General features: G+C 46.8%; 25 protein-coding genes and 1 pseudogene. 10 read left to right on the plus strand and 16 right to left on the minus strand.

The window, feature by feature from the left end; translation table 11 throughout:
* Window positions 1-354: 354 nt before the first annotated feature.
* Window positions 355-795 (plus strand): PEGA domain-containing protein, encoded by a 441-nt coding sequence (locus B3Z75_RS03505; protein WP_294067812.1) that lies wholly within the window; start codon window positions 355-357, stop codon window positions 793-795.
* Window positions 796-901: 106 nt separating this feature from the next.
* Here B3Z75_RS03505 and B3Z75_RS03510 read toward each other — a convergent pair whose 3' ends face one another.
* The gene (locus B3Z75_RS03510) at window positions 902-1,456 is read right to left on the minus strand and encodes a gamma carbonic anhydrase family protein (protein ID WP_294067814.1); all 555 of its coding nucleotides are present in this window, start codon (window positions 1,454-1,456) and stop codon (window positions 902-904) included.
* The gene (locus tag B3Z75_RS03515; protein ID WP_294067816.1) at window positions 1,456-3,246 is read right to left on the minus strand and encodes an aminopeptidase P family protein; all 1,791 of its coding nucleotides are present in this window, start codon (window positions 3,244-3,246) and stop codon (window positions 1,456-1,458) included. Before B3Z75_RS03515 ends, B3Z75_RS03510 begins: the two co-directional genes overlap by 1 nt.
* Window positions 3,247-3,410: 164 nt before the next feature.
* On the opposite strand from B3Z75_RS03515, the gene folB reads away from it, so the two are divergent.
* The 4 genes from folB (at window position 3,411) to def (ending at window position 5,631) form a co-directional block, all read left to right on the plus strand.
* Window positions 3,411-3,770, plus strand: a complete 360-nt coding sequence (gene folB, locus B3Z75_RS03520; RefSeq protein WP_294067817.1) for a dihydroneopterin aldolase — start codon at window positions 3,411-3,413, stop codon at window positions 3,768-3,770.
* A 134-nt stretch (window positions 3,771-3,904) separates the two neighbouring features.
* On the plus strand, window positions 3,905-4,645 hold the full coding sequence (gene lptB, locus B3Z75_RS03525; protein WP_414702855.1) for an LPS export ABC transporter ATP-binding protein: 741 nt from the start codon (window positions 3,905-3,907) through the stop codon (window positions 4,643-4,645).
* Window positions 4,646-4,651: 6 nt separating this feature from the next.
* A complete protein-coding gene (gene ruvX, locus B3Z75_RS03530) occupies window positions 4,652-5,074 on the plus strand; it encodes a Holliday junction resolvase RuvX (RefSeq protein ID WP_294067819.1) in 423 nt (140 codons plus the stop codon).
* The gene (gene def / locus B3Z75_RS03535) at window positions 5,071-5,631 is read left to right on the plus strand and encodes a peptide deformylase (RefSeq protein ID WP_294067821.1); all 561 of its coding nucleotides are present in this window, start codon (window positions 5,071-5,073) and stop codon (window positions 5,629-5,631) included. The genes ruvX and def overlap by 4 nt, the downstream gene beginning before the upstream one ends.
* Here the strand turns inward: def and pgl are convergent, their stop codons facing one another.
* Together pgl and zwf are read right to left on the minus strand one after the other, a co-directional pair.
* On the minus strand, window positions 5,632-6,357 hold the full coding sequence (pgl, locus tag B3Z75_RS03540; protein ID WP_294067823.1) for a 6-phosphogluconolactonase: 726 nt from the start codon (window positions 6,355-6,357) through the stop codon (window positions 5,632-5,634). It lies immediately after the preceding gene.
* A 96-nt stretch (window positions 6,358-6,453) separates the two neighbouring features.
* On the minus strand, window positions 6,454-7,983 hold the full coding sequence (gene zwf, locus B3Z75_RS03545) for a glucose-6-phosphate dehydrogenase (RefSeq protein WP_294067825.1): 1,530 nt from the start codon (window positions 7,981-7,983) through the stop codon (window positions 6,454-6,456).
* A 192-nt stretch (window positions 7,984-8,175) separates the two neighbouring features.
* On the opposite strand from zwf, the pseudogene rpsF reads away from it, so the two are divergent.
* From rpsF to rplI, 3 genes and pseudogenes are all read left to right on the plus strand, one after another.
* Window positions 8,176-8,511: pseudogene (rpsF, locus tag B3Z75_RS03550) on the plus strand (30S ribosomal protein S6); the annotation flags it as partial.
* A gap of 105 nt (window positions 8,512-8,616) precedes the next feature.
* Complete coding sequence (gene rpsR / locus B3Z75_RS03555; protein ID WP_286860266.1) at window positions 8,617-8,883, plus strand: 30S ribosomal protein S18; 267 nt, start codon at window positions 8,617-8,619, stop codon at window positions 8,881-8,883.
* A gap of 15 nt (window positions 8,884-8,898) precedes the next feature.
* Window positions 8,899-9,342, plus strand: a complete 444-nt coding sequence (gene rplI / locus B3Z75_RS03560) for a 50S ribosomal protein L9 (RefSeq protein WP_294067830.1) — start codon at window positions 8,899-8,901, stop codon at window positions 9,340-9,342.
* A 276-nt stretch (window positions 9,343-9,618) separates the two neighbouring features.
* Here rplI and B3Z75_RS03565 read toward each other — a convergent pair whose 3' ends face one another.
* The 4 genes from B3Z75_RS03565 to B3Z75_RS03580 form a co-directional block, all read right to left on the minus strand.
* Entirely contained in the window at window positions 9,619-10,824 is a 1,206-nt protein-coding gene (locus B3Z75_RS03565; RefSeq protein ID WP_294067832.1) for an acetate/propionate family kinase, read from the minus strand.
* 16 nt (window positions 10,825-10,840) lie between these two features.
* On the minus strand, window positions 10,841-11,812 hold the full coding sequence (locus B3Z75_RS03570; protein WP_294067834.1) for a 3-hydroxyacyl-CoA dehydrogenase family protein: 972 nt from the start codon (window positions 11,810-11,812) through the stop codon (window positions 10,841-10,843).
* A 16-nt stretch (window positions 11,813-11,828) separates the two neighbouring features.
* Complete coding sequence (pta, locus tag B3Z75_RS03575) at window positions 11,829-12,842, minus strand: phosphate acetyltransferase (protein WP_294067836.1); 1,014 nt, start codon at window positions 12,840-12,842, stop codon at window positions 11,829-11,831.
* Window positions 12,843-12,967: 125 nt separating this feature from the next.
* Window positions 12,968-13,753 carry a Crp/Fnr family transcriptional regulator gene (locus B3Z75_RS03580; RefSeq protein ID WP_294067838.1) on the minus strand — a complete coding sequence of 262 codons (786 nt, stop codon included), beginning with the start codon at window positions 13,751-13,753 and terminating at the stop codon, window positions 12,968-12,970.
* A 256-nt stretch (window positions 13,754-14,009) separates the two neighbouring features.
* Between B3Z75_RS03580 and B3Z75_RS03585 the strand changes: the two genes are divergently transcribed.
* Window positions 14,010-14,621: a DUF6448 family protein gene (locus B3Z75_RS03585; RefSeq protein ID WP_294067840.1), complete on the plus strand. Its 612-nt coding sequence runs from the start codon at window positions 14,010-14,012 to the stop codon at window positions 14,619-14,621.
* A gap of 48 nt (window positions 14,622-14,669) precedes the next feature.
* Here B3Z75_RS03585 and argH read toward each other — a convergent pair whose 3' ends face one another.
* The 8 genes from argH to B3Z75_RS03625 all read right to left on the minus strand — a co-directional run bounded on the left by argH (window position 14,670) and on the right by B3Z75_RS03625 (window position 22,983).
* The gene (gene argH / locus B3Z75_RS03590; protein WP_294067842.1) at window positions 14,670-15,977 is read right to left on the minus strand and encodes an argininosuccinate lyase; all 1,308 of its coding nucleotides are present in this window, start codon (window positions 15,975-15,977) and stop codon (window positions 14,670-14,672) included.
* A gap of 37 nt (window positions 15,978-16,014) precedes the next feature.
* Complete coding sequence (locus B3Z75_RS03595; RefSeq protein WP_294067844.1) at window positions 16,015-17,079, minus strand: M20/M25/M40 family metallo-hydrolase; 1,065 nt, start codon at window positions 17,077-17,079, stop codon at window positions 16,015-16,017.
* Between the two features lie 29 nt (window positions 17,080-17,108).
* Window positions 17,109-17,954 (minus strand): acetylglutamate kinase, encoded by an 846-nt coding sequence (gene argB / locus B3Z75_RS03600; RefSeq protein WP_294067846.1) that lies wholly within the window; start codon window positions 17,952-17,954, stop codon window positions 17,109-17,111.
* A gap of 42 nt (window positions 17,955-17,996) precedes the next feature.
* Entirely contained in the window at window positions 17,997-18,950 is a 954-nt protein-coding gene (locus B3Z75_RS03605; protein WP_294067848.1) for an N-acetylornithine carbamoyltransferase, read from the minus strand.
* A 70-nt stretch (window positions 18,951-19,020) separates the two neighbouring features.
* On the minus strand, window positions 19,021-20,145 hold the full coding sequence (locus tag B3Z75_RS03610) for an aspartate aminotransferase family protein (protein ID WP_294067850.1): 1,125 nt from the start codon (window positions 20,143-20,145) through the stop codon (window positions 19,021-19,023).
* Window positions 20,146-20,211: 66 nt separating this feature from the next.
* A complete protein-coding gene (gene argC / locus B3Z75_RS03615) occupies window positions 20,212-21,186 on the minus strand; it encodes an N-acetyl-gamma-glutamyl-phosphate reductase (protein ID WP_294067852.1) in 975 nt (324 codons plus the stop codon).
* Window positions 21,173-22,369, minus strand: a complete 1,197-nt coding sequence (gene argG, locus B3Z75_RS03620; RefSeq protein ID WP_294067854.1) for an argininosuccinate synthase — start codon at window positions 22,367-22,369, stop codon at window positions 21,173-21,175. The genes argC and argG overlap by 14 nt, the downstream gene beginning before the upstream one ends.
* Window positions 22,366-22,983: a GNAT family N-acetyltransferase gene (locus B3Z75_RS03625; RefSeq protein WP_294067856.1), complete on the minus strand. Its 618-nt coding sequence runs from the start codon at window positions 22,981-22,983 to the stop codon at window positions 22,366-22,368. Before B3Z75_RS03625 ends, argG begins: the two co-directional genes overlap by 4 nt.
* A gap of 423 nt (window positions 22,984-23,406) precedes the next feature.
* On the opposite strand from B3Z75_RS03625, the gene B3Z75_RS03630 reads away from it, so the two are divergent.
* A partial coding sequence (locus tag B3Z75_RS03630) for a KamA family radical SAM protein (protein WP_294067859.1) occupies window positions 23,407-24,638 on the plus strand: 1,232 nt, incomplete at its 3' end.

The following is a 24,638-nucleotide window of genomic DNA, read 5'->3' on the forward strand; positions in this document are numbered from 1 at the left end:
GCCCGCCATCTTATACGAGCCATATTCAATTCCGACGCGGAAGCGGGATTGTTGTTGCGCCTCTGTGTGTACGAAGGAGAAGATTAAAATTAATAATAAGAGATATCTCATGACAAATTGAATTTTGCGACCCGATGAATGAAACTTGTGAGCATCGGGGCCGGATATGGTTTTATCGTAAGATGGGAAATGTGAAAAAAGTTACAGTTTTGTGAGTTAATAAATGAAAAAAAATCGAACCTGCTTCTTGTAATTCTTCAGGTAAATATGAAAGAGAAAAAGTGTAGTGAAGTTATGTGAGATTGTGAAAATAAATCTATCTTTGCGGAACATATTCACTTAAAAATAATCAATATGTCCAAGAATCCTTTCTTCATGAAATCTGCCGCATTGTTAGTGGCTGTAGCAGTATTATTTGCCAGTTGTTCAAGTAACACATTGATTCAATCAAATCCGAGTGGAGCCAAGGTGTATATGAATGGCGAATACAAAGGGGTGACCCCTTACTCCTATTCCGACACCAAGATTGTAGGAAGTACAACCGAGGTACGTCTTGAAAAAGAGGGGTATGAGCCGTTGTACACTATGTTGTCGAGAAACGAAAGTGCCGATGTGGGTGCCATCATTGGTGGGATTTTCTTTCTCTTCCCGTTTCTTTGGACCATGAAGTACAATCCCGTTCACACGTATGAGCTGAGACCCATGGAAAGTGCCTCTCTCACGAAAGCTGATCAACCGGCTGTCATGATCGATGCTGTTGGCAATGAATATATCTCGGGTGTGTTGAAGGACTAACGTAAATCGCAACGTCTATAATCCAAAAGGGAGAACGTCTTAACTATAGAACGCTCTCCCTTTTTGCCCGATGGCAGGCCCGAGGTCATAACTCCTCAGTAATTAACTACCCGTGTGAACTGGAATTGCTCCCCTCCTCCTCTTCTCCTTCTTTAAACCATCCGGCATACATCAGATAGTTATTGGCAATCTTTTGGTTCATCTCTTTGGACTGGGAGAGATCGACTTTCTTCACAAATTTGGCCGGAACACCTGCATAGATGCTGCCCGGTTCTACCTGAGTGCCGCTCAATACCACCGCACCGGCTGCAATGATGGCTCCTTCACCCACCACAGCATGATCGAGTACAATGGCGCCCATCCCGATAAGCGCGCCGTTCTCAATCTTTGCCCCGTGAATCACCACGTTGTGGCCTATGGAAACATCGTCGCCAATGACTGAAACCGATTTTTGATAAAGGGTGTGGATAACTGTACCATCCTGTACATTTACACGGTCGCCAAGGCGGATGGAGTTTACATCTCCCCTCAATACGGCATTATACCATATACTACAGTCGTTGCCAATAATTACATCGCCGATAATGGTGGCGTTCTCTGCCAGATAGCAATTCTCTCCGAATTGAGGGGTGAATCCCCTGACTGATTTGATAAGAGCCATTAAATAGATTTTGTTTTATTTTTCAGCCATTCCTTTTCTTCTTTGCCCAGGTGCTTTTTGAGCTTGTCAAATACCATTTTGTGGTAACTGTTGATCCACTTGGTTTCTTTTTTGGTCAGGAGCTTCTTCACAATTGGCTTCGTGTCGATCGGGCAAAGGGTAATGGTCTCAAAATTATAGAACGTGCCAAACTCTTCCGTTTGTTGATATTCCCGTGTTACGATCAGGTTTTCGATGCGGATGCCATATTCTCCCGCTCGGTAGATGCCCGGCTCGTTGGACGTAACCATTCCCGGTTTTAGTTGGGTGGGGTTCTCTTCCAGACGGATACTTTGCGGCCCTTCGTGTACGTTCAGGAAATGCCCGATGCCATGTCCTGTGCCATGCCAGTAGGTCAGGCCGTTGTCCCATAAAGCCTTTCTGGCAAGGATGTCGAGCTGTGATCCACGTGTGCCCTCAGGAAATATTGCAGTGGCGAGAGCAATATGTCCCTTCAATACGTTAGTATAATCGGCTTTCATCTGTTTGGTGAGTTTCCCCACAGCTACTGTGCGGGTAATATCGGTGGTGCCGTCTTTGTATTGTCCTCCCGAGTCGATTAGCAACAACCCCTCAGGTTTGACTTTCAGACAGGTTTCGGGAACAGCATGATAATGAATGACGGCACCGTTGCGGCCGTAACCGGCAATGGTGCCGAAGCTTTCTCCCACAAAAAGATCCTGTTGAGAACGGAATTCGAGCAATTTCTCTTCCACAGTCACCTCGTTCACTTCTCCGGCAGGAACCGCCTTCTCAAGCCACATGTAAAACTTCACCAAAGCTACGCCGTCTTTGACCATTGCGTTGCGGAAGCCGTTTAGTTCCGTTTCGTTTTTAATGCTCTTCATTAAATCTACGGGGGAAGGGATGTCTGCAATCCGGCATGAAGCAGGGATGGTTTGCCAGAGTCTGTAATTGATCTTATTACTTGTAATGCACACACTGCTGTTTTCGGGAAGATGCGCCACATAGTCAAATATATCCTGGTAACCCCGGATCAAAATGCCTTGGTCCGCATAAATCCTGATATCCTCATCCGTCAGCTTTTCCGGATCAATAAACAATATCGTCTCTTTTTCCGAAACATATCCATATGCTACAGCCACCGGGTTATAATCTACGTCGTTTCCCCTAAGGTTGAAGGTCCAGGCTACGGCATCGAGGGTAGCCAGGATGAGTCCGTCTGCCTCCACTTCCTTTAAGCCGGCATTGATCCGTTCAATTTTGCTCTTCACCGATTCTCCGGATATTTCGTCGGGGAGAATGAACACTTTGTTTTTGGGAATCCCGGGCCGGTCGTCCTGTATTTCCGAGAACGGATCGAAGGTGGTCTCCAGCCTGATCTTCTTTGTGGTGAGTTTGTCTTTCAGTGCATTTGCCCCGGAGGCGGAAAACACCAGTCCGTCAATCCCTACTGAGCCTCCCTGTCCAACCTGTGCAATGATCCAGTCGGCCATGTCGGGTGTGTCGGCCTGGCCCATCTTAAACAAATCAAACCCCGTATTGGCCAATTCGTTTGCAGCCTGAAGAAAATAACGAGAATCGGTCCACACGCCCGCCTGCTTCCTGGTTACCACGGCTGTGCCGGCTGAGCCTGTGAAGCCGCTGATCCATTTTCTGGATTCCCAATGCTTGGGGGGATATTCACTCATATGGGCGTCGGTACTGGGGATGATAAAAGCATCCAGATTCTTTTCTTCCATGAATTGTCTTAAGGCCGAAAGCCTATCGGGAATTTCATTTGTCTTCATTTCCTCAATGATTTAGCTTATAAAACAACAAATGTAATAAATTTGTTCTTATATTTGAACCTAAAAGAGGGATGAACAGGTTAAATGTACGGGGCTCTCTGTCGGGTAGGACCGCCGGCTTTCGCCTTTCCCGACTATTATAAAATGTGAGGAATAACAGACAAATGAAGACAACCATCGAACTCAGCAACATGCGTTTTTATGCATATCATGGCGTGTTACCCCAGGAAACAGTAATTGGAAGTGAATATATCGTGAACCTGACGCTGGAAGCCAATATTGCGACTGCATGCATCACAGATAACGTGAATAATACAATTAATTATGCCGATGTGTTCGATTTGGTAAAAACAGAAATGAAGATTTCATCCCAATTGCTGGAACATGTAGCCGGCCGTATTTTCAGTAAGCTTGAGGAGAACTATCCACAGCTCTCAGCGATCACGGTAAGCGTGGCGAAGATGCACCCGCCCGTGGACGGAGAAATGGAAAAAGCCGCGATTGTGCTCACATCTACAGTGTAAAATACCAACTTTTTCGTACCTTTGTGGAAATTTCCGAACTCATGGACAGACGTGTAGATGATAGATCGCCCTCCCTTGATGCAGAAGTGCTCGTTGCTTCTCCGGGTGAAACGGTGCAACAGGAAGAACCGCTGATGTTGCGCACGGAAAATCTGGTAAAGAAATATGGCAAGCGGACTGTGGTAAATCATGTCTCTATCAATGTGAAACAGGGAGAGATCGTGGGATTGCTTGGCCCCAACGGAGCTGGTAAGACAACCACGTTCTACATGACCGTTGGGCTGATAGTGCCCAACGAGGGCGAAATCTTTATCGGTAAACAGAATATCACGGGTTATCCTGTTTTCAAACGAGCTCAGAATGGTATTGGGTACCTTGCCCAGGAAGCATCCATATTCCGGAAAATGACGGTGGAGGATAACATTAAATCGGTGTTGGAGTTTACCGATATGTCGTCCCGGGCGCAAAAGGAGAAGCTTGAGACTCTGATCGAAGAGTTTGGCCTTCAGAAAGTGAGAAGGAACCTCGGCGACCGTCTGTCGGGGGGGGAACGACGTCGTGCCGAGATTGCCCGTTGTTTGGCGATCGACCCGAAGTTTATCATGCTCGATGAACCGTTTGCCGGTATCGACCCCATTGCGGTACAGGATATTCAATCCATTGTTGCGCAATTGAAGTTCAGAAATATCGGCATTCTCATTACCGACCATAATGTGGATGAAACGCTGAGTATAACAGACAGGGCTTATCTGCTTTTTGAGGGAAAGGTCTTGTTTCAGGGTACTGCTGAAGAGCTGGCAGCCAATCCTGTGGTCAGGGAGAAATACCTGGGACGCGATTTTGAGTTACGCAAACGAACTTTCGATACTCCGTAAATAATTATGGCACGGCTGCTATCTATCGATTACGGGAAAAAACGTACAGGGATTGCCGTAAGCGATCCGCTGCAAATTATCGCCAATGGTCTCGCAACGGTGGAGACATCCGGATTGTTCGATTTTTTAGAAACATACCTCCAAAAAGAGGAGGTCTCCTGTATTGTTGTGGGCCTGCCCAAACAGATGAATAACGAACCGTCGGAGAACATGAGGCGGGTGGAGCCTTTTGTGAACAGGCTGAGGAAAGTCTATCCCCATATCCCGGTCGAGTATTTCGATGAGCGGTTTTCATCCAAGATGGCGCAGCAAACAATGATTGATGGCGGACTGAAAAAGAAAGACCGTCGGAACAAGGCACTGGTAGATGAGATAAGCGCCACCATCATTTTACAGGGGTATATGGAAAGCAAAAGAATGAGATTATGATTTTACCCATTTATATTTTCGGCCAGCCGGTATTGCGCAAGGTAGCCCGGGATATTGAGCCGCAAACATATCCACAATTGAATGAACTTGTAGACAACATGTTTGAAACCATGTATCTGGCAGATGGCGTTGGCCTTGCTGCACCTCAGGTAGGCCTGGACGTACGCATTTTTGTTGTGGACCTGTCGCCTCTGGCCAGCGAAGAGAGCCCGGAGTTCAAAGATTTTAAAAAAGTGTTTATCAATGCACACATCACGGAGCGCAGCGGCGAAGAGTTGTTGGTGGAGGAGGGCTGCCTCAGTATCCCGGGCATTCACGAAAAGGTACCACGTGAAGACAAAATACGGATATCTTATCTCGATGAAAACCTGCAGCCCTGTGATGAAACCTATGTAGGGTTCATGGCCCGTGTGATACAACATGAATATGATCACCTCGACGGAATCCTGTTTGTGGATAAGATTTCACCCCTTCGCAAAAGAATGATCAAAAGCAAGCTCTCCAGTATGGAAAAGGGAAAGGTGTCCTGCGATTACAAGATAAAACCGGTTCGGTAATTACTCCCTTCCTGTCAGCTCTTGGGCAGCCTCTTCATCCAGGAACCAAACGAGATTTCCCGAATCTGGTCGTACCAGTGCGGCTGGATATTTTTTTTCAGCCTGTTCCGGACGGTCGATAATCTCTTTCACCTTATCGGCTTTGTTTGCGCCGGTGACCAGAAATGCCACATTCCGGGCGGAGTTGATTACCTTGCCCGATAGGCTTACCCTTGTCTGTCCACTTACGGGGTGGGCTGCAGTTACGCAGTTGTTGCTGCTATGCCATAAATCTATTTGATGGGGGAAAATTGAAGCGGTATGCCCGTCATCACCCATGCCCAGCATCATGATATCGAAAGTGGGTGTGCCGTTCATGCTTTCCAGTTCGTGACTCAGTGTTTTTCCATACCGTTTGGCTTCTGCAATGGGGTCGTTTTCCCCCTGGATGCGAAAGATGTGCTCCGGTGGTATGGGCACAAAGTCGAAAAGATGCTTCTTTGTCATGTTGTAGTTGCTTTCCTCATCGGTGGGAGGCACGCAGCGCTCGTCGCCCCAGAAAAATTTTATTTTTGCCCATTCTATTTCCCCCGATGGCAGGCTCGCCCAATAATCGAAAAGAGACTTGGGGGTGGAGCCGCCTGAGAGGGCAATGGTCATGATCTCCTTTTTTGTCGTTATTTCTTTCAGCCACTCCGTGAAGGAGCGGTTCAGGTCGTCGGTTGTCTGGAATATCTGTATGTCCATTTCGTAGCTGTAACGTATTAGTTGGCGGCCAATTTATTTCCTCTTCCCATATATTGGTCATTATGTAGCAAGAAACGTATCGGCTTGTTTGGGTAGTTATAATTCACAGTAAACACCATCTTCTGCCAGATTTTTGCAGGGATAGCGCCAGGTGTTTTCTTTCCCTTCAATGAGGTCGTCGGCTACATCGGGGCCCCATGAACCGGATGGATATCCGTGAAGCGGTGCCTCCTTGTCGTTTTCCCAATAATTGAGAACCGGCTGTACAAACTTCCAGGTTTCTTCGGCCGCTTCGCTGCTCATGTAAAGCATGTTGTCGCCGGTCATGCAGTCGAGAATCAATCTTTCGTAGGCACTGGGAATATAATGATCGTTCAGTTCTGTATAGTGGAAGTCCATGTTCACCGACTTTACCTCATATCCGCTTCCCGGAACCTTCATCCCTGTTTTCAGCAGGATGCCTTCGTCGGGCTGAATACGAAGGATAAGCTGGTTGTCTGAGTTCCCGGAATCATCGGCCGACTTGAACAACCTTTGGGGAGAGGGTTTGAAATGAATCACCACTTCCGTGACGTTTGTCGGCAATCGTTTGCCGGTGCGGATGTAAAAGGGAACACCCTGCCAGCGCCAGTTGTCGATGAAGATCTTCATGGCGACATACGTTTCGGTGCGCGAATGTTTATCCACATTCCTTTCATCGCGGTAGCCGTTGTACTGTTTTCCCCGGACGGTGGCGTCGGTGTACTGACCGCGAATTACATTCTTTTTCAGATCGTTCTTGCTGAAAGGACGTAACGAACGGAAGACTTTCATCTTTTCGTACCGTATTTCCTCCGGGCTTATTTTGGCCGGTGGTTCCATCGCCACCAGCGATAGTACCTGTAGGAGATGATTCTGTACCATGTCACGCAACGCGCCCGAATGGTCATAGTAGCCTCCTCTGTCCTCCACGCCAATGCTCTCAGCCGCGGTGATTTCCACGTGCTGAATGAAGTTGCGGTTCCAGAGCGGTTCATATATGCCATTGGCAAAACGGGTCACCATCAGGTTCTGCACCGTTTCCTTACCCAGGTAGTGATCTATACGGTATATTTGATCCTCACTGAAGAACTCCTGCAGTTGCTCATTCAGCTCGATGGCTGATAACAGATCATGACCGAACGGCTTTTCAATGATAATCCTCCTGAATCCCTTTTGTTGTAGCGTAAGTCCCTGTCCGTATAAATACTTGGGTATGGAGGTGTAAAGTGAAGGAGGAGTGGAGAGGTAAAAAATATAGTTTTGTCCTAGATTAAGCTTCCTGTTCAACGAGTTCAGCTTCTCTTTCACATGTATGTATTCTTCTCCCTTACCTGTGTCGATGCTCAGGTAATGAAGCATGGAAAGAAAATCATGAATCTTCTCTGTGACTGCATTTTTATAATGGGCAAATAGCTTTATGCCCTCTTTCATCTTCTTCCGGAACTGATTGTCTGTGAGGTCTGTTCTGCTTACTCCCAATACGGCATATCCTTCCGGGAGCGAACCATTCATATAGAGATCAAATACTGCAGGAATCAGTTTCCTATATGTGAGGTCGCCGGAGGCGCCAAAAATTACCAGCGCCTGGTTGGTTGTTTTCTTCATTACGCTACTGCTTGTTGATGTCTAATAAACAAATGTACAACGAAAAAGTTGATGACCAGCCGGCCAAAGAAAAAAACGATCTTTCATTGAAAGTTAATATAGGCAGGACTTTGATAGTTAGATAATTTGTTGTATCTTTGCCGCTCGAAAAAATGTGTTTAATTTATTTAATGTATTAATAATTAATTTAGTATGAATAATTACGAAACCGTTTTCATTTTGACTCCCGTTTTGTCTGATGCTCAGATGAAGGAAGCGGTTGAAAAATTCAAGAACCTCCTCACAGAGCAAGGGGCTGAAATTGTCAACGAAGAAGACTGGGGACTGCGCAAGCTGGCATATCCCATCGACAAGAAAACTACCGGGTTTTACACTTTCCTCGAATTTAATGCTGAGCCTTCGGTGATTGATAAGTTGGAAGTCAACTTCCGTCGCGACGAACGTGTGATCCGTTTCTTAACCGTGAAACAGGATAAATTTGCATTGGAATATGCCGGGAAGAGGAGAAACAACAAAGGCGGCAAGAAACAGGAAGCTCATGCACAGGCTGCAGAGAATGTGAAATCAAGGAAGCCGCAAAAGGCAGAAGTGGTTGAAACAGAAGTAGAATCAAATGAAAAGGAGGATTAAGTAATGGCCAAACAATCAGAAATTAGATACCTGACGCCCCTGTCAGTAGATGTGAAAAAGAAAAAATATTGCCGCTTCAAAAAGAACGGTATCAAATACATCGATTATAAGGATCCCGAATTCCTGAAAAAGTTCCTGAACGAACAGGGTAAAATTTTGCCGAGAAGAATTACAGGTACATCATTGAAGTTTCAACGCCGTATAGCGCAAGCAGTAAAGAGAGCACGTCATATCGCCTTGCTTCCGTACGTGACCGATTTAATGAAATAAGAAGGAGGAATAGACATGGAAGTAATATTGAAAGAAGATATACTGAATTTAGGCTACAAGGATGATGTAGTGAATGTGAAAAAAGGATATGCGCGAAATTTCCTTATTCCCCAGGGAAAAGCCGTTATTGCCAGTGAATCTGCTAAAAAGGTACTTGCAGAGAACCAAAAACAGCGTGCTCATAAGCTGGCGCAAATAAAGGCTGACGCACAGGCCATTGCCGATAAGCTGGAAGGTGTGTCGCTGACCATTGGTGCAAAAACAAGCTCCACGGGTACCATTTTTGGATCGGTGACCAACATACAGATTGCCGATGCATTAAAGGAGAAAGGTTTTGAACTGGATAGAAAACTTATTCTGATTAAAGATCAGGTAAAAGAGGTAGGCAGCTATAAAGCCATTGCCAAGCTTCACAAAGAGGTTTCTGTTGAAATTCCCTTCGAAGTGGTTGCAGAATAAAAACAGCTGCATTCAGGTAATCAAAATAGGGGCTGGCTCACTAGTGAGTCAGCCCTTTTCAATTGACAAATTGCTGGATTTTCCGTTCTCCATCCGTTTTTATCACTACGATATTCCCCGGTAAATCTGTCTGTGATTTGAGGCTGTTGTCTCGTCCTGAAAATAAAGTACAGTATGCGTAAACAACATTTCTCAGGACAAAGGCTGAGAAATAAAAAATGCCGTCCCAGAGAGTTAGTCTCCATGGACGGCACTTGGCAGTTTGCCGGTAATCTGTCAGTTATTATGTTGCAGTATCTCTACCGTGTCTCTGGCAATGGTGAGTTCCTCATCGGTGGGAATGATCACTACCTTTACTTTTGAAGAAGGCTTGCTGATAACCACCTCCTTGGCACGTACTGAATCGTTCAGCTCCTCATCCAGTTCAATGCCCATAAATTCCATGTTTTTACACACATAGCTGCGGGTTTCAGCCTGATTCTCTCCCACGCCACCCGTAAACACGAGAACATCCACGCCGCCCAAAATAGCGGCATACGATCCCACATATTTTTTGATGCGGTAGTTGTAGGTGTTCATGGCCAGTTGGGCCCGATTGTTGCCATTGACAATGGCAGCCTGTATTTCCCGCATATCGGATGAAATACCTGAAATACCGAGTACACCGGAGAATTTGTTCAGTAAAGTAGAAATACCCTTGGTACCCATATGTTCTTTTTCCATGATATAGGAAATTACCCCGGGATCCACATCGCCCGAACGGGTACCCATGATGAGGCCTTCTACAGGTGTCATTCCCATGCTCGTGTCAATTGATTTTCCATTTTTAATGGCAGTGACCGAACCGCCATTGCCGATGTGTGCCGTGATGATGCGTTGCTTTTCATAGGGAACGCCCAGAAAATCGCAAGCTCTCCTGGATACATATCGGTGGCTGGTTCCATGGAACCCATAGCGACGGATGCCGTATTTTTCGTACAACGAGTAGGGTATGCCATACATATAGGCATAATCGGGCATAGTCTGATGGAAGGCCGTATCAAAGACTCCTACCTGCGGTGTATCGGGCATCAGCTCCTGGATGGCATAAATGCCTTTCAGGTTGGGTGGATTGTGCAAAGGAGCCAGCTCAATGCACTCGTTCAGCATCTCAATCACCTCGTCGGTGATCAACACGCTTGAGTTGAAACGCTCACCTCCATGAACCACCCGGTGTCCCACAGCTTGTATCTCGTCGAGTGATTTGATGCAGCCATATTTCTCGCTGAGCAATACACCCAGGATATATTCAATGCCGGCACGGTGTTCAAGAATTTCACCTTCGAGCATCACCTTTTGCCCGTCGGGTAATGTGAGCTTGAGGAACGAACCTTTCATCCCAATTTTTTCAATACCTCCCTGAGCAACGACCTCTTTGCTTTCCATCTCGAAAAGCTTGTATTTGATGGACGAACTTCCGCAATTTAAAACCAATATCTTCATGCTGTTGTTATTCTCCTTAATTAAACACCGTTTTATTTATTGAGACAGGATTACCGTTTTCATCGTATTCGTAAAACCCTTTTCCTGTACGCACGCCCAGCTGGTTGGACCTGTATAGTTTCCAGAGTAGCGGATTGGGTTTATAATGCTTCTCGCCGAAATCGTTGAACATTGCCTCCATAAGGGTAACCAGTCGTTCAATGCCGACGATATCTGCCATGCGGAAAATTCCGTAACGTTGCCCGTAGATGATGGTGAGGGTCTCTTCAATATCTTCCATGGAGCTGACTCTCTCGAGCAGCATCTGACAGGCTTCGTTCAGCATGGTTGCCAGAAGACGCAGGCTTACATTTCCGTTGCTTTCGTTGATACGATGTGGTTTGTAGTTGATAAGTTTGGCAAAGATCTCCATCTTCTGATAAACCTCTTCCGATGTATACATCCCCTTTGAAATTTCCAGGATGCGGGCATCAGGGTGCGAGACCGGGAAGTAGAGACTTACACAGCGTTCTTTGTGGTCGAGGTCTGCAGCCAGCTCACTGATGATTACGGTGGATCCGTTTGTGGCAATGATGGAATCGGTATCCAGCACCTCTTCCAATTTTTTGAAGATGTTCTTTCGTAGTGGCGTACTCCTTCGCCCGCTCTCTGAATACCGGGTACACTCAATGACCAGATCACATCCCTCAAAGTCTTCGTATGCCAATGTTGGAGTGATGCGGTTCATGATGATCTTCTTTTCCGAGGGGGTTAATCCCCAGCTGCTGATTTTCTGATCCATCACTTTACCCAATTCGTTCATCACATAATTGATCCGCTCCTGTGATTCATCCAGGAAGACCACGTCCATGCCTGCTGTTGCAGTCATGTGAATGATGGTCCTTCCCTCCTTGCCGGCACCCACGACTCCGATTTTTGAGAATAGTGGCTTGTTTTTACTCTCGGCAGTGATAGTAAGCCCGTATTTTTCAATTGAATCTATAATCATTTTACTTATAATACTGTTAATTATCTTGTTTCATTCCAATGGCTTGATTGGCAGCGATAACCACCATCTTGTAGATGTCGTCTACCGAACAGCCGCGCGACAGATCGTTGACGGGGGCTGCCATACCTTGCAATACAGGCCCCACGGCTTCGGCGTTTCCTAATCGCTGCACCAGCTTGTAGCCAATATTCCCTGACTCAAGCGTAGGGAAAACTAGCACATTGGCTTTCCCGGCAATAAGACTTCCCGGTGCTTTGCTTGCACCCACAGCCGGTACGAGTGCGGCATCGGCCTGCAGTTCCCCGTCGATCAACAGGGAAGGACTGGTCTCTTTTGCAATACGGGTGGCCTCACGCACTTTGTCGATCATCTCATGTTCTGCACTTCCTTTTGTGGAAAAGCTGAGCATTGCCACCTTCGGTTCTGCACCCACCAGGCTCTTCATTGTTTGTGCCGAGGCAACAGCAATAGAAGCAAGCTCTTCGGCAGTGGGATTGGGCATCACCGCACAATCAGCAAACAGGAGGATGCCGTTTTCACCGTACTGTGGCGTTTGTGTATACATAATGAAGGCCCCCGAGACTACTTTAACACCGGGTAAGGTCTTAATGATCTGCAAAGCAGGGCGTAATACATCGCCCGTAGTGTTTTGTGCGCCGGCAATTTCACCGTCGGCATCGCCATTTTTGATCATCAGACAGGCCAGGTAAAGAGGGTCTTCCACAAGTAGTGCTGCCTGTTCCGGAGTCATTCCCTTTTTTTTACGCAATTCCAGCAAAAGGTTTTTGTAGGTTTCTTTTTTCACATGATTCTTTGGATCTGTGATCTGCGCACGAGAAATATTAACCAGCTTAAACTGATCTGCCAGTGCATGGATCTCGGTCGGATTTCCCAGCAGGATGATGTCTGCAATACCATCGCGCAACAATTGATCAGCAGCACGTAATGTCCGTGTCTCCGTACCTTCCGGCAGGACAATGCGCTGTTTGTCCTTCTTTGCCCGCTCGGTCATGCTTTCGAGTAAATTCATTGTTTGTGTGTAAAGTTTTGGTTTTTCCAATAATGATCAGGATACAATTTCATAATAAAATGTATTCTCCACAAAAGTACGAAAAATTGCCCGAAGTAGGTAACAAAATGGTAGTGAAATAGTGTTTATTCTCTGATCAGCCGGTTTCGGTCGAGCACTTTCACCGTGCGACCTTTCAGCAGTATAATGCCGTCGTCTTCCATCTCCTTCAGCGATCTGGCTAGTGACTGACGTTGTACGCCGAAATACTCTGCCAGCTGCGTGCGGGAGCGTTTCAGGGTGAAAGAGTCTTGTTCAACCGTGGTTTTCTCCAGGAAAAAAGTAGCCAGCTTTTTTCTCAGGCTTTTCAGGGAGATCATTTGCAGCTTGTTGGTCAGGAAAAAGGTAAGGTCGGCATTCATTGTCAGGAAATTGGTCAGCAACTGCTTGTTGCCTGCCATCTCGTTAAGCCAGGCATCCTTTGATATTTTCAAAAAAACACAAGGTTCTGCAGCAATCACATCCACGGGGTAGCTCTTTTTTGCACCGTAAATAAAAGCAGGAGCAAGGGGGATCACCGCTTCCAGGATGTCAATGTTCAATACATTTCCTTCCATGGTTATCATTTCCGTTCGCACACTCCCTTGTACCAGTAACATCACCGAACGTATGGGTTCTCCCTGCAGTACAATGGTCTCCCCTTTCTTGTAGGTAAGCACTTCCTTTACATTTCTGTCAAGAAACTGATCATGTTCGCCCTGCGACAATCCCTTGAACAATGGGCAATAGGATAATTCCTTATCGTGGTGATGCATGTGAAGCGATAATTCGTCGTGACCATGATCTGCGGACACCTTATTTTCCAGCAAATGGTGCAAATGACTATGAGAGTGTCTCCGGTTCTCCCCGAAGTTATGCCTGTCTTTATCCATACAATAAGATGATTATGTAGTTAAACATTAAAAAAACGCTTGGTTATTATTGCTTTGTTAAATAATCTGAAATGTCTGCAGCTGTCTCCAGGGTGACAATTTTTCGTTTTTTCGAACGGTACCTTTGTAGTACAAAAAGAGAAAACAAAAAAACGATTTGGACGACACACGTTCATTGACCGGAAAATCCGGAAGCGAATAATCGATAAATATACAACAAAATTAGTAAAACTGACAATCAAAAAAAATATGCGTTATGAAATCAAAAAATGACTCATTAAGAAGCAAACTGCTAAAATCAGCACTCCTTTTATCGCTGTTTGCTATTTTCTCATTGGTAAATATTCAACCTGCTTCGGCGCATTGCGATTCTTACGATGGGCCTGCCCTTGTAGATGCATCCAAGGCTTTGGAAACTAACAACGTAGATTTGATTAAAAAATGGATCAGTGCAGAAGATGAATCCGAGGTGGTTGCACTGTTTCACAAGACTTACTCCCTGAAAGGCGGTGATCAGGAAGTGTATGAGATTGTGAAAAAACATTTCTATGAAACATTTGTCCGACTTCATCGCGAAATGGAGGGTGCTCCTTTTACAGGATTGAAACCTGCCGGAACAACTGCTCCCATTACCGTCATGAGTGATAAAGCACTGGCAACAGGCGATTTTGGGTCGCTGTTGAAAGCACTCAATAAACACGTGAATTCACAGTTGCAGGAGAAGTATAACAAAGTGGCTGCTCTCTACAAAGTGAAGGATAATTCAGTTGAAGAAGGACGCCGGTATGTTGATGCTTATGTGGATTACACCCATAGTGTGGAAGCTGTGCATGATATCCTGGCTGGTGGCGGGGCACACCAGCATTAAGCCTCCTTTAAAAAATCACAGAAAGGGGATGGAGTCAAGGGAATGATTTCATCCTTTTTTTTGTTGGATTGCCAGCGAAGCCGACTCCATTTTTTCTCTGATCTCCTCTGTACAAAGATTACCGATACTTCCAGGGTGGGAGTGATGTACCTTCTTTTCTGCATGGAAACTGCCTTGCTGTACCTCTTTCCCTACCTGCTGATAGGCTTCTCTGAAAGGAATACCCCGGAGCACGCGTTTGTTCACTTCTTCCACGGTAAATAGGTATTCATACCGTGGGTCGGAGAGTATATCCCGGTTGACCGAGATGCGTTCCAGCATAAAACAGGACATTTTTAGCACTGTATGTAATGTCTCGATAGCCGGGAAGAGCACCTCTTTCAGCAACTGATAGTCGCGGTGATATCCGTGCGGCATGTTGGTGGTCATCACCGTAATTTCATTGGGAAGGCTCTGTAGGCGATTGCTGTGGGCGCGAATCAGCTCCCATACGTCGGGGTTCTTCTTGTGCGGCATGATGCTCGACCCTGTTGTCAATTCTTCGGGGTAGGAGATGAAGCCGTAATTACCGGAGAGGTACATGCAGTTGTCTGTTGCCAGCTTGTTGAGAGTGAAGGCAATGTTGGCCATGCTTTGGGCGAGAATACGCTCGGTCTTTCCACGTCCCATCTGGGCGGCGACCACGTTGTAGCTCATGGTGGCAAAGCCCAGTTCGCTCGTTGTCATTTCTCTGTCCAGCGGGAAGGAGCTCCCATAGCCGGCGGCAGAACCCAGCGGGTTTTGATCTGCCACCTTCCAGGCGGCAGCAAGTGTCTGCATATCATCAACCAACGTTTCGGCATAGGCACCAAACCATAGGCCAAAAGAAGAAGGCATTGCTATTTGTGCGTGGGTGTACCCCGGCAGAAGCGTATCTTTATGCTTTTCGCTAAGAGATTGCAATAGATCAAACAACCGAAGTACCTCCTCCTTTATTTGGCAAATCTCCTCTTTGAGAAAAAGTTTGATATCCACCAGCACTTGGTCATTACGGGAACGTCCTGAATGGATTTTTTTGCCCACATCGCCCAGTCGCTCTGTCAGCATCGCTTCAATCTGGGAATGGATGTCTTCGGCATCATCGTCGAGACGGAAATTGCCTTTCTCCACCTCTGACAGGATGTTTTGCAGCTCGGTTCGAAGTGCAGCTTCCTCTTCTTCTTCCAGCAGGCCAATTTTTACCAGCATTTTGATGTGAGCCATCGAGCCCAGAATATCATGTTTTGCCAGACGAAGGTCCAGCTCCCGGTCGTTCCCCACCGTGAATGCTTCTACCTGTTGATTTGCATCGAAGCCTTTATCCCAAATTTTTGCCATAATTTACAGTTGTCAGTTGGTTAGAAGGTATCCTTCATTAGTTTGTTTTCAGCTGTGTAATAAATTCAATGTATCCGTGAATACCTGTTCCCAATTCCTTAATCAGAATATATTCATCGGCCTGATGTGACCTTGCCGATTCGCCTGGACCCATCTTCAGGGCAGGACAGGTAATCCGCATCCAGTCGGACGTTGTGGGCGAGGTGTAGGTCTCAATGCCCAATCGTTTCGCGCATTGGTATAGCGGGTGGCCTGTTGGTGTCGCAGAGCTTCGGTTGACCAGCGAGCGTGCTTGCAGGGTGCTCTTTGTCTTTGGCTGCAGCATGTCCATGATCTCCTGATTCGTGTACATCTCCGTGGGACGAATATCGACTACGAAGTTGCATCGGTCGGGCACAACGTTATGCTGGGTGCCGGCATGTATCTGTGTCACGGTTAGCTTTACCTCTCCCATGACAGAAGATATTTTGGGGAATTTTACCGACCGCAGCACGTCAATATCTTCCAGTGCAACGTAGAGGGCATTTACGCCTTCTTCCCTTGCCGCATGTCCGCTAATACCCTTCGATTCGCCATCGATCACCAGCAATCCACGCTCGGCCACGGCTGCTCTCATACCGGTAGGCTCGCCAATGATGGCCATGTCCACCTCCCCGCGAAGCTTCTCCCACAACATCCGCATGCCGTGTGCACCCGAGTTCTCTTCTTCTGTGGACAGTGCCAGGATAAGATTGAACGGGAGATTTTTATCGTAGAAGTGAAGAAAAGCCTCTGTCATGGCAGCCACACTAGCACCGGCATCGTTGCTCCCAAGTCCGTAAACGTAGGTGTCCGAAACGGGCGGAATGAAAGGATCAAAAGAATAGGTAGAGGCCGGTTGAACAGTATCGAGGTGAGAGTTGAGCATCAGTGTTGGCTTTGCTCTGTCAGGATGAGGCTGTCGCACGACCAGGTTGTTCCCGATGCGTTCCACGACAATTCCTTTCTCGTGAAAGAACTGTTCCAGATAACTGCTCCTCTTCTCTTCCTCTCCCGAAAAGGAGGGGATGGAAACCAGTTTTCTCAGCAGTTCTGTAGCTCTAAGCAGCTGTTTTTTATTCATTGGAGACCGATAAGATTGAGTCAGATTGATTACAAAGTACCGGGGTGCTGTTTTTGTTTCGATCCGGGCTGATTTTCAACCAGGACAGTCCCTTTTTTTAACAACAAATTTTTTGCATGGAGGATGATCACCTCCTTCACGCCTTTTTCAATGGCGCGAAAAGAATTATCCAGTTTCGGAATCATGCCGTCGGCAATGACACCCTGCTGTCTGTATACTTCACACTCTTCACGGTTCATGGTTCGAATCAGGCTGTCGGGGTCGGTCATATCCATCAGCACACCCTCTTTCTCGAAACAATAATAGAGCGAAGTCTCGTAGATTTCCGATAGGGCTGTTGCCACGGAATAGGCGATCGTGTCGGCATTGGTGTTCAACAAAGAACCATTGCCATCGTGGGTGATGGCACAAAAAACAGGCGTGATGCCGGCCTCAATCAGTTGTGATATAAAGTGTGCATTCACCTTTTCCGGATCCGGGTCTCCCACAAACCCGTAGTCTACCGGGACCGGTGATCGCCGCAATGCTGGAATGGTATTACCATCTGCACCCGAGAGCCCGATGGCGTTGCACCCAATTTTTTGGAGGGACGCTACCATGTTTTTATTGATCCATCCGGCATAAACCATGGTGACCAGTTTTAGAGTGTCGGCATCGGTGATGCGGCGTCCTTGTATCATTTTAGTTTCGATACCTAACTCCACTGCCATTTTGGAAGCCATCACGCCCCCGCCGTGCACCAGCAGTTTCCGTCCCTCCAGCCGGTGAAAATCGCATAGGAACGACTCCAGAAGTTCCGGATCATCTACGATGTTTCCTCCTATTTTTACAATGGAGAGGCGCTCCTCTTTCCTTTCTTTATCTTTTACCACCATAGTAATAATTCGTTTTCAACACTAATATTGAATCTAGTGTTATCACATTCCAAGTAGTATCTCTTTCAATACTGTTTGTGCTGAAACCACCCTGTTCGCTGCTTCCGGTATCACGATAGATTGTTCGCTCTCTATCACTTCGTCGGTCACGATCATGTTGCGGCGTACAGGCAGACAGTGCATAAAATAAGCATTGTTTGTCAGTCCCATCTTTTGTTTGTCCACCGTCCAGGAGCGGTCTGTATTCAATATCTTCCCATAGTTCGGGTCACGGTAGGCCGCCCAGTTTTTGGCATAAATAAAATCGGCATCCCGGTAGGCCTTCTCTTTGTCGTATTCCACAGTGGCGTTACCCACAAACTGTTCGTCCAACTCATATCCTTCGGGGTGGGTGATCACAAATTCGTAGCCGGCAGCGTTCATCCATTCGGCAAAGGAGTTGGGTACTGCCTGTGGGAGGGCACGCGGATGCGGTGCCCAGGTAAGCACTACTTTAGGGCGAGGCTTCTTTTTATACTCTTCAATGGTAATCAGGTCTGCAAAGCTCTGCAACGGATGCCTTGTCGCCGCTTCCATGCTGAATACCGGTTTTCCAGAATGTTGAATAAATTGATTTAAAATGACTTCATTGTAGTCCTCCTCTTTGTTTTTGAACTGAGCGAAAGAGCGCACCCCAATCACATCGCAGTAGGACCCCATCACAGGAATTGCCTCCAGGATATGCTCCGGCTTGTCGCCATCCATGATTACTCCTCTCTCTGTCTCCAGTTTCCAGGCTCCTTGATTGATGTCGAGTACAATCACGTTCATGCCCAGGTTAAGCCCCGCCTTCTGAGTACTCAGTCGCGTACGGAGGCTTGAGTTGAAGAAGATGAGCAGTAGGGTCTTGTTTTTTCCCAGCTCCTGATCGGCAAAAGGGTTTTCTTTTATCCATTTTGCCTTCTCCAAAGCCACTTTGAGGTTACCTATATCTTGAACAGAAGTGAATTTTTTCATTTTTCTGACTTTTTATAACCGGAGACAACCGACTTGCCACGGACAGAAAGTCTCCGCGATGGGTGATTAATTAATCGGTTAATTTCTTTAACTCTCTGATAAAAAAATCAATTTCCGATTTTGATATCGTTAGTGGGGGCAAGAGGCGCATGACATTGTTTTTTGCCCCGCCTGTAAAGATGTGGCTTTCGAACAACAACTGGTTGCGCACGGAAGCATATTCCGGCATGAATTCGATTCCCAGCATCAGTCCGCACCCGCGTATTTCCGTAATGACGCTGATGAGGCCGAGTTGATTTTTCAGGTAATCTCCCATTCGGGCGGCGTTTAGCAACAGTGACTCTTCTTTCATCACATCCAGCACGGCAATGGCCGCTGCGCAAGCCAGATGATTTCCGCCAAAGGTGGTGCCGAGCATTCCCTTTTTTGCTTCAAAATGGGGAGAAATCAGCACACCGCCAATCGGGAATCCATTGCCCATTCCCTTGGCCATTGTAATCAGATGGGGCTTAATGCCTGCTGGCTGATGAGCGAAAAAGTGGCCCGTGCGTCCGTAACCCGATTGAATTTCATCGAGAATAAGCACTGTGTTGTACTGTTTGCAGAGCGATTCCAACTGCTGCAGGAAGTTGCTTTCGGGCACATAGATACCTGCCACTCCCTGTATTCCTTCAATAATCACGGCAGCGACATCCTCTTTGCGAAGTTCATCTTCTACTGCATTTATATCGTTCAAAGGAACAAAGACCACGTCGTGTCCTTTGTTGAATAACGACTGGATGTTGGGGTTGTCGGTGACGGCTACCGCACCCGAGGTACGGCCGTGAAAAGCCTCTTTAAAAGCGATCACACGTCTTTTCCCGGTGTGAAAGGATGCCAGCTTGAGTGCGTTCTCGTTGGCTTCGGCACCTGAGTTGCACAGGAATAGCGAATAGTCGGGGTAACCGCTTTGTTCGCCCAGTTTCTGAGCAAGCTCCTGTTGCAGCGAGTTTTGTACCGAGTTGGAGTAGAAACCGATTTCCGCAACCTGATTTTGCAGTGCTTTCACGTAGGTTGGATGGGAATGGCCGATGGAGATCACGGCATGACCGCCATATAAATCGAGATATTCTATCCCCTTACTGTCCCATACGCGACAACCCTTTGCCTTTACCGGCTCAATGTTCCATAAGCTGTATACGTCAAATAGGTTCATTTTGTTTCTTACTGATTTACTGATTTATCATTTTTTTTGCATCCGGGTTATCCCATTTTCGCATCATTAAAAAGCACTTCCTTTTAGCTTCAATCCCGTCGTCTCTTCCAGACCGAACATCAGGTTCATATTCTGTACCGCCTGCCCCGATGCTCCTTTTACCAGATTGTCGGTGACGGATGTTATGTGGATGTAGCCATTGTGAAATTCAATGTGCAGCAAACATTTGTTGGTATTTACCACCTCTTTCAGGCTGATGGGCTCTTCCGAAACAAACACAAAGGGAGAAGCCGCGAAATAATCTTTATAGAAAGAAACTGTTTCTGCAGCAGTCATGCTCCCGTGCCATTTTGTGTAAATGCTGGCGAAGATGCCCCTGGTAAAATCACCCCGCATGGGGACAAAGTTAATTCGGGGAAGACTGCTGTTGCCGGCTTTAACCAGCGTGTGTCCAATCTCTTCAAGATGTTGGTGAGTGAATGGTTTGTATACGGAAATGTTGTTGTCGCGGTAACTGAAGTGAGTGGTTTCTCCGGGTCGTTTACCGGCACCTGTGGAACCGGTTATCGCGTGAACGTGTACCTCGTCTGTCAACAGGTCCTTATCCGCCAGCGGCAACAAGGCAAGCATGATGGTTGTCGCAAAACACCCCGGGTTGGCCACATTACCGGCACGGCGAATAAGTTCCCGGTTCAGTTCGCACAGGCCAAAGACAAATTCCCTGTTGCCATAAACCGGTTTGTTCCGGAAATCATTGCCCAGGTCGATGATCTTGCACTTTTCCGGAATCCTGTTTTCCTCCAGGAAGGCACGGGATAATCCATGTCCCAGGCATAGAAAGAGCACATCGGGATTTAGGAAAGTATCGCTGTACAGCAGATCGGTTTCTCCCAACAAGTCACGGTGTACTTCGGCGACCGGTTTGCCCACTGAGGTGGTGCTGATCACCGATTCAATATTTACATGAGGGTGACGAAGCAGGATGCGTAACAACTCACCCGCTGTATATCCTGTCCCGCCTGCTATGCTAACGTTTATCATTGTCGTGAATGGTATAGTAAATTTTCAATGGATTGGCAGTCACCTTTGTGAATCCTACCACATCCTCTCCGGAAAAAGATTTATTGGATTCGCCGTATTCTCCGAACCGTGAACTCATCAGGTCGTAATCACTGGAGCAGCCCAGTACTGCAAAGTGATAGGGTCGCAGTTCCACTTCCACCTCGCCGGTCACAAACTGTTGCGTGTCGGTAAGGAAAGTCTCTATGTTGCGCATCACCGGCTCCAGGTACTGGGCCTCGTGCATCAACTGCCCGTACCAATTGGAGAGTTGATCTTTCCAATAAAGCTGTTGCTTGGTTAGCACGTGTTTCTCCAGCAGGTGATGTGCCTTGATAAGGATCAGAGGGGCAGGCGCTTCAAAAGCAACACGCCCTTTTGTGCCGATGATGGTATCGCCCACATGGACATCACGGCCGATGCCATACTGTGATGCAATATGGTGGAGTTGATGGATCAGAGCGACAGGAGTCATTTTTTCGCCGTTCAGCAAGATCGCTTCTCCCTTTTCAAATCCAAGGGTGATGCGTTGCGTACCATGGTTCGTAACCTGTGACGGATAGGCCTCTTCCGGCAACACACCCGACGACTTGAGCGTTTCCACGCCACCCACGCTGGTACCCCAGATTCCCTGGTTGATGGAATACTTTGATTTTTCCCAGGAAAAATCGAATCCTTTTTCTTTCAGATAGTCGATCTCCTGCTGACGTGTCAGGGCCAGCTCGCGGATGGGAGCAATGATCTTTACCTGGGGGGCCAGCACTTCAAATACCAGGTCGAACCGCACCTGGTCATTACCGGCACCGGTGCTCCCGTGTGCCACAAAATCAGCTCCCGTCTTTTTTACATGATCCAAGACTGCCATTGCCTGAAAAAAGCGCTCTGAGCTTACTGAAAGTGGATAGGTGTTGTTTTTTAACACATTCCCGAAAATCAGGTAACGGATGCCCCGCGAATAATAGTCATCCACCGCATCAATGCAGGTGTGCGAGGTCGCACCCAGCGTAAGAGCACGTTCTTCAATGCGTTGAGCCTCTTCTTCTGAAAAACCTCCCGTGTTTACAATCACGGTGTGTACTTCCAGTCCTCTCTCGTTCATAAGGTAAGGCACACAGAACGACGTGTCGAGTCCGCCACTGAATGCCAGAACTACTTTTTGTTTCATTTCTTGAATAATTTGTTGTTTTTTCTTACTTTGATAACCGGCTTTACAATTTTTTTCGCGAAGGGACTTGCTTGTTGCACAGGCTGTGCTTTCGGATCATATAAAAGTCCGGTGCAAAGACACATCTTGTAATTATTGCGCTGCAGAATATCGTAATTTCTGCAACCCTGACAGCCTTTCCAAAACTCATCGTCGTTGGTTAGTTCCGAGAAGGTAACCGGTTTAAATCCCAGCTCCGTATTCATCTTCATTACAGCCAGTCCCGTAGTGATGCTGAATATTTTGGCATTGGGGTATAGTTTGCGCGATAGATCAAAGATCTTCCGTTTGATCTTCTTTGCCAGTCCCTGATTCCGGTAGTCGGGGTGCACCACCAACCCGGAATTGGCTACAAACCGCTGGTGACTGAACGTCTCTATGTACGCAAAGCCCACCAGCTTATCGCCATCGAGGGCGATCACTGCTTTTCCTGCTTCTATCTTCTCTGCTACGTATTCGGCACTGCGTTTAGCGATGCCCGTACCGCGTGCCTGTGCCGATTCGTAAATCAAATCACAGATCTCTTGTGCATAAGTGACGTAGCTGCTGTTGGCTATATGAATATCTACATTCATCCTAAAACAAAATAAAAAATTAGCGGGTTGTTGAAAAACGCCTCTTGGCGCATAATGAAAAAAGGAAAAGTACAGACGTGAGACTGCCTGCAAAGATTAAAAGCATCGTCGGACCAGGTCTGTTGCTTTGCGGAAGTGTGTATGTGAAAATAATGTTTTCATCAGACTGCAAAAATACACATTATATTTTTAAAAATGGATGATATACAAAAAAAACTTGCTATAGCGATAAAAAACATTCAAAGTGTTTTTTATTATCAGAAAAAAAGTGAAAATGTATAAAAAATTTTGTCTTTTTGCTACTTTTTTCTTTTATTTGTTATCCAAACTGCAAAAATATTCATTCTCCTTTTCGCTTTTATTAGCAGCGAATCCCCCTTTACCCCGTGCAGTTCACTTAAAAATAAGTTATATATTATGCAAATGGAAACTATAAAATACAGAAACTTTATTCTTCGTAATTACAATGATTTGCCCCAACTGAACGCATTGACCGCAGAGGAGCGGGAAGCAATCGGCGTTGTAGGTCAGGTGTTGCCGTTTAAGTCGAACAACTATGTGGTTGAGGAGCTGATCAATTGGCAAAACGTGCCGGACGATCCAATTTATACCCTTACCTTTCCCCGGAAAGAGATGCTTTCCAAAACCCATTACAGCCAGGTGAAGAAGCTGATGGATGAGAATGACGAAGAGGGATTGAAAAAGAAGATCTATGAAATCAGGATGAAGCTAAACCCCAACCCTGCAGGCCAGGAGCATAACGTGCCTGCTATAGATGGGATAAAATTGCACGGTATGCAACACAAATACCGGGAGACGGTGTTGTTTTTCCCAAGCCAGGGGCAAACGTGCCACGCCTATTGTACTTTCTGCTTCCGATGGCCCCAGTTTTCCGGTATGAATGAACTGAAGTTTGCAATGAAAGAAGCCGATTTGCTTCATCGCTATTTGCGCAAACATACCCGGGTCTCGGATGTCCTTTTTACGGGAGGCGATCCGCTCACGGCTAAGGCCAGCATCATGTCGGCATACATCGAGCCGCTTCTTACAAAAGAGTTTGCCCATATCCGCAACATTCGCATCGGGTCCAAAACGTTATCCTATTGGCCTTATCGTTTTTTGACAGACAAAGATGCCGACGATATGCTGCGTCTTTTTGAAAAGGTGAAGAAGGCCGGCAAGCATCTTGCTTTTCAGGCGCATTTCAACCATCCGGTAGAACTATCTACCGACGCGGTAAAACAGGCAATTCAAAGGATTCAGAATACCGGGGCACAGATCAGGACCCAATCCCCCTTGCTCAGGCATATCAATGACGATCCCGTTGTATGGGCCGACATGTGGAAAGAACAGGTCAGGCTCGGGCTAATCCCTTATTACATGTTCGTGGCCCGTGATACCGGCTCGAAAGCTTTTTTCGATGTCCCCCTGGAGAAAGCGTGGAATATTTTCCGGAAAGCTTACCGCAGCGTGAGCGGTGTGTGTCGCACGGTCCGCGGTCCCAGTATGAGTGCGAACCCGGGAAAGATTCAGATCCTGGGCATCACGGAGGTGCAGGGTGAAAAAGTTTTTGTTCTGCGTTTTCTTCAGTGTAGAAATCCCGACCTTGTGGATATCCCGTTCTTTGCGAAATACGACAAAAAAGCAACCTGGTT

It is taken from the genome of Proteiniphilum sp. UBA1028 (genome assembly GCF_002316955.1).
Lineage (GTDB): Bacteria > Bacteroidota > Bacteroidia > Bacteroidales > Dysgonomonadaceae > Proteiniphilum.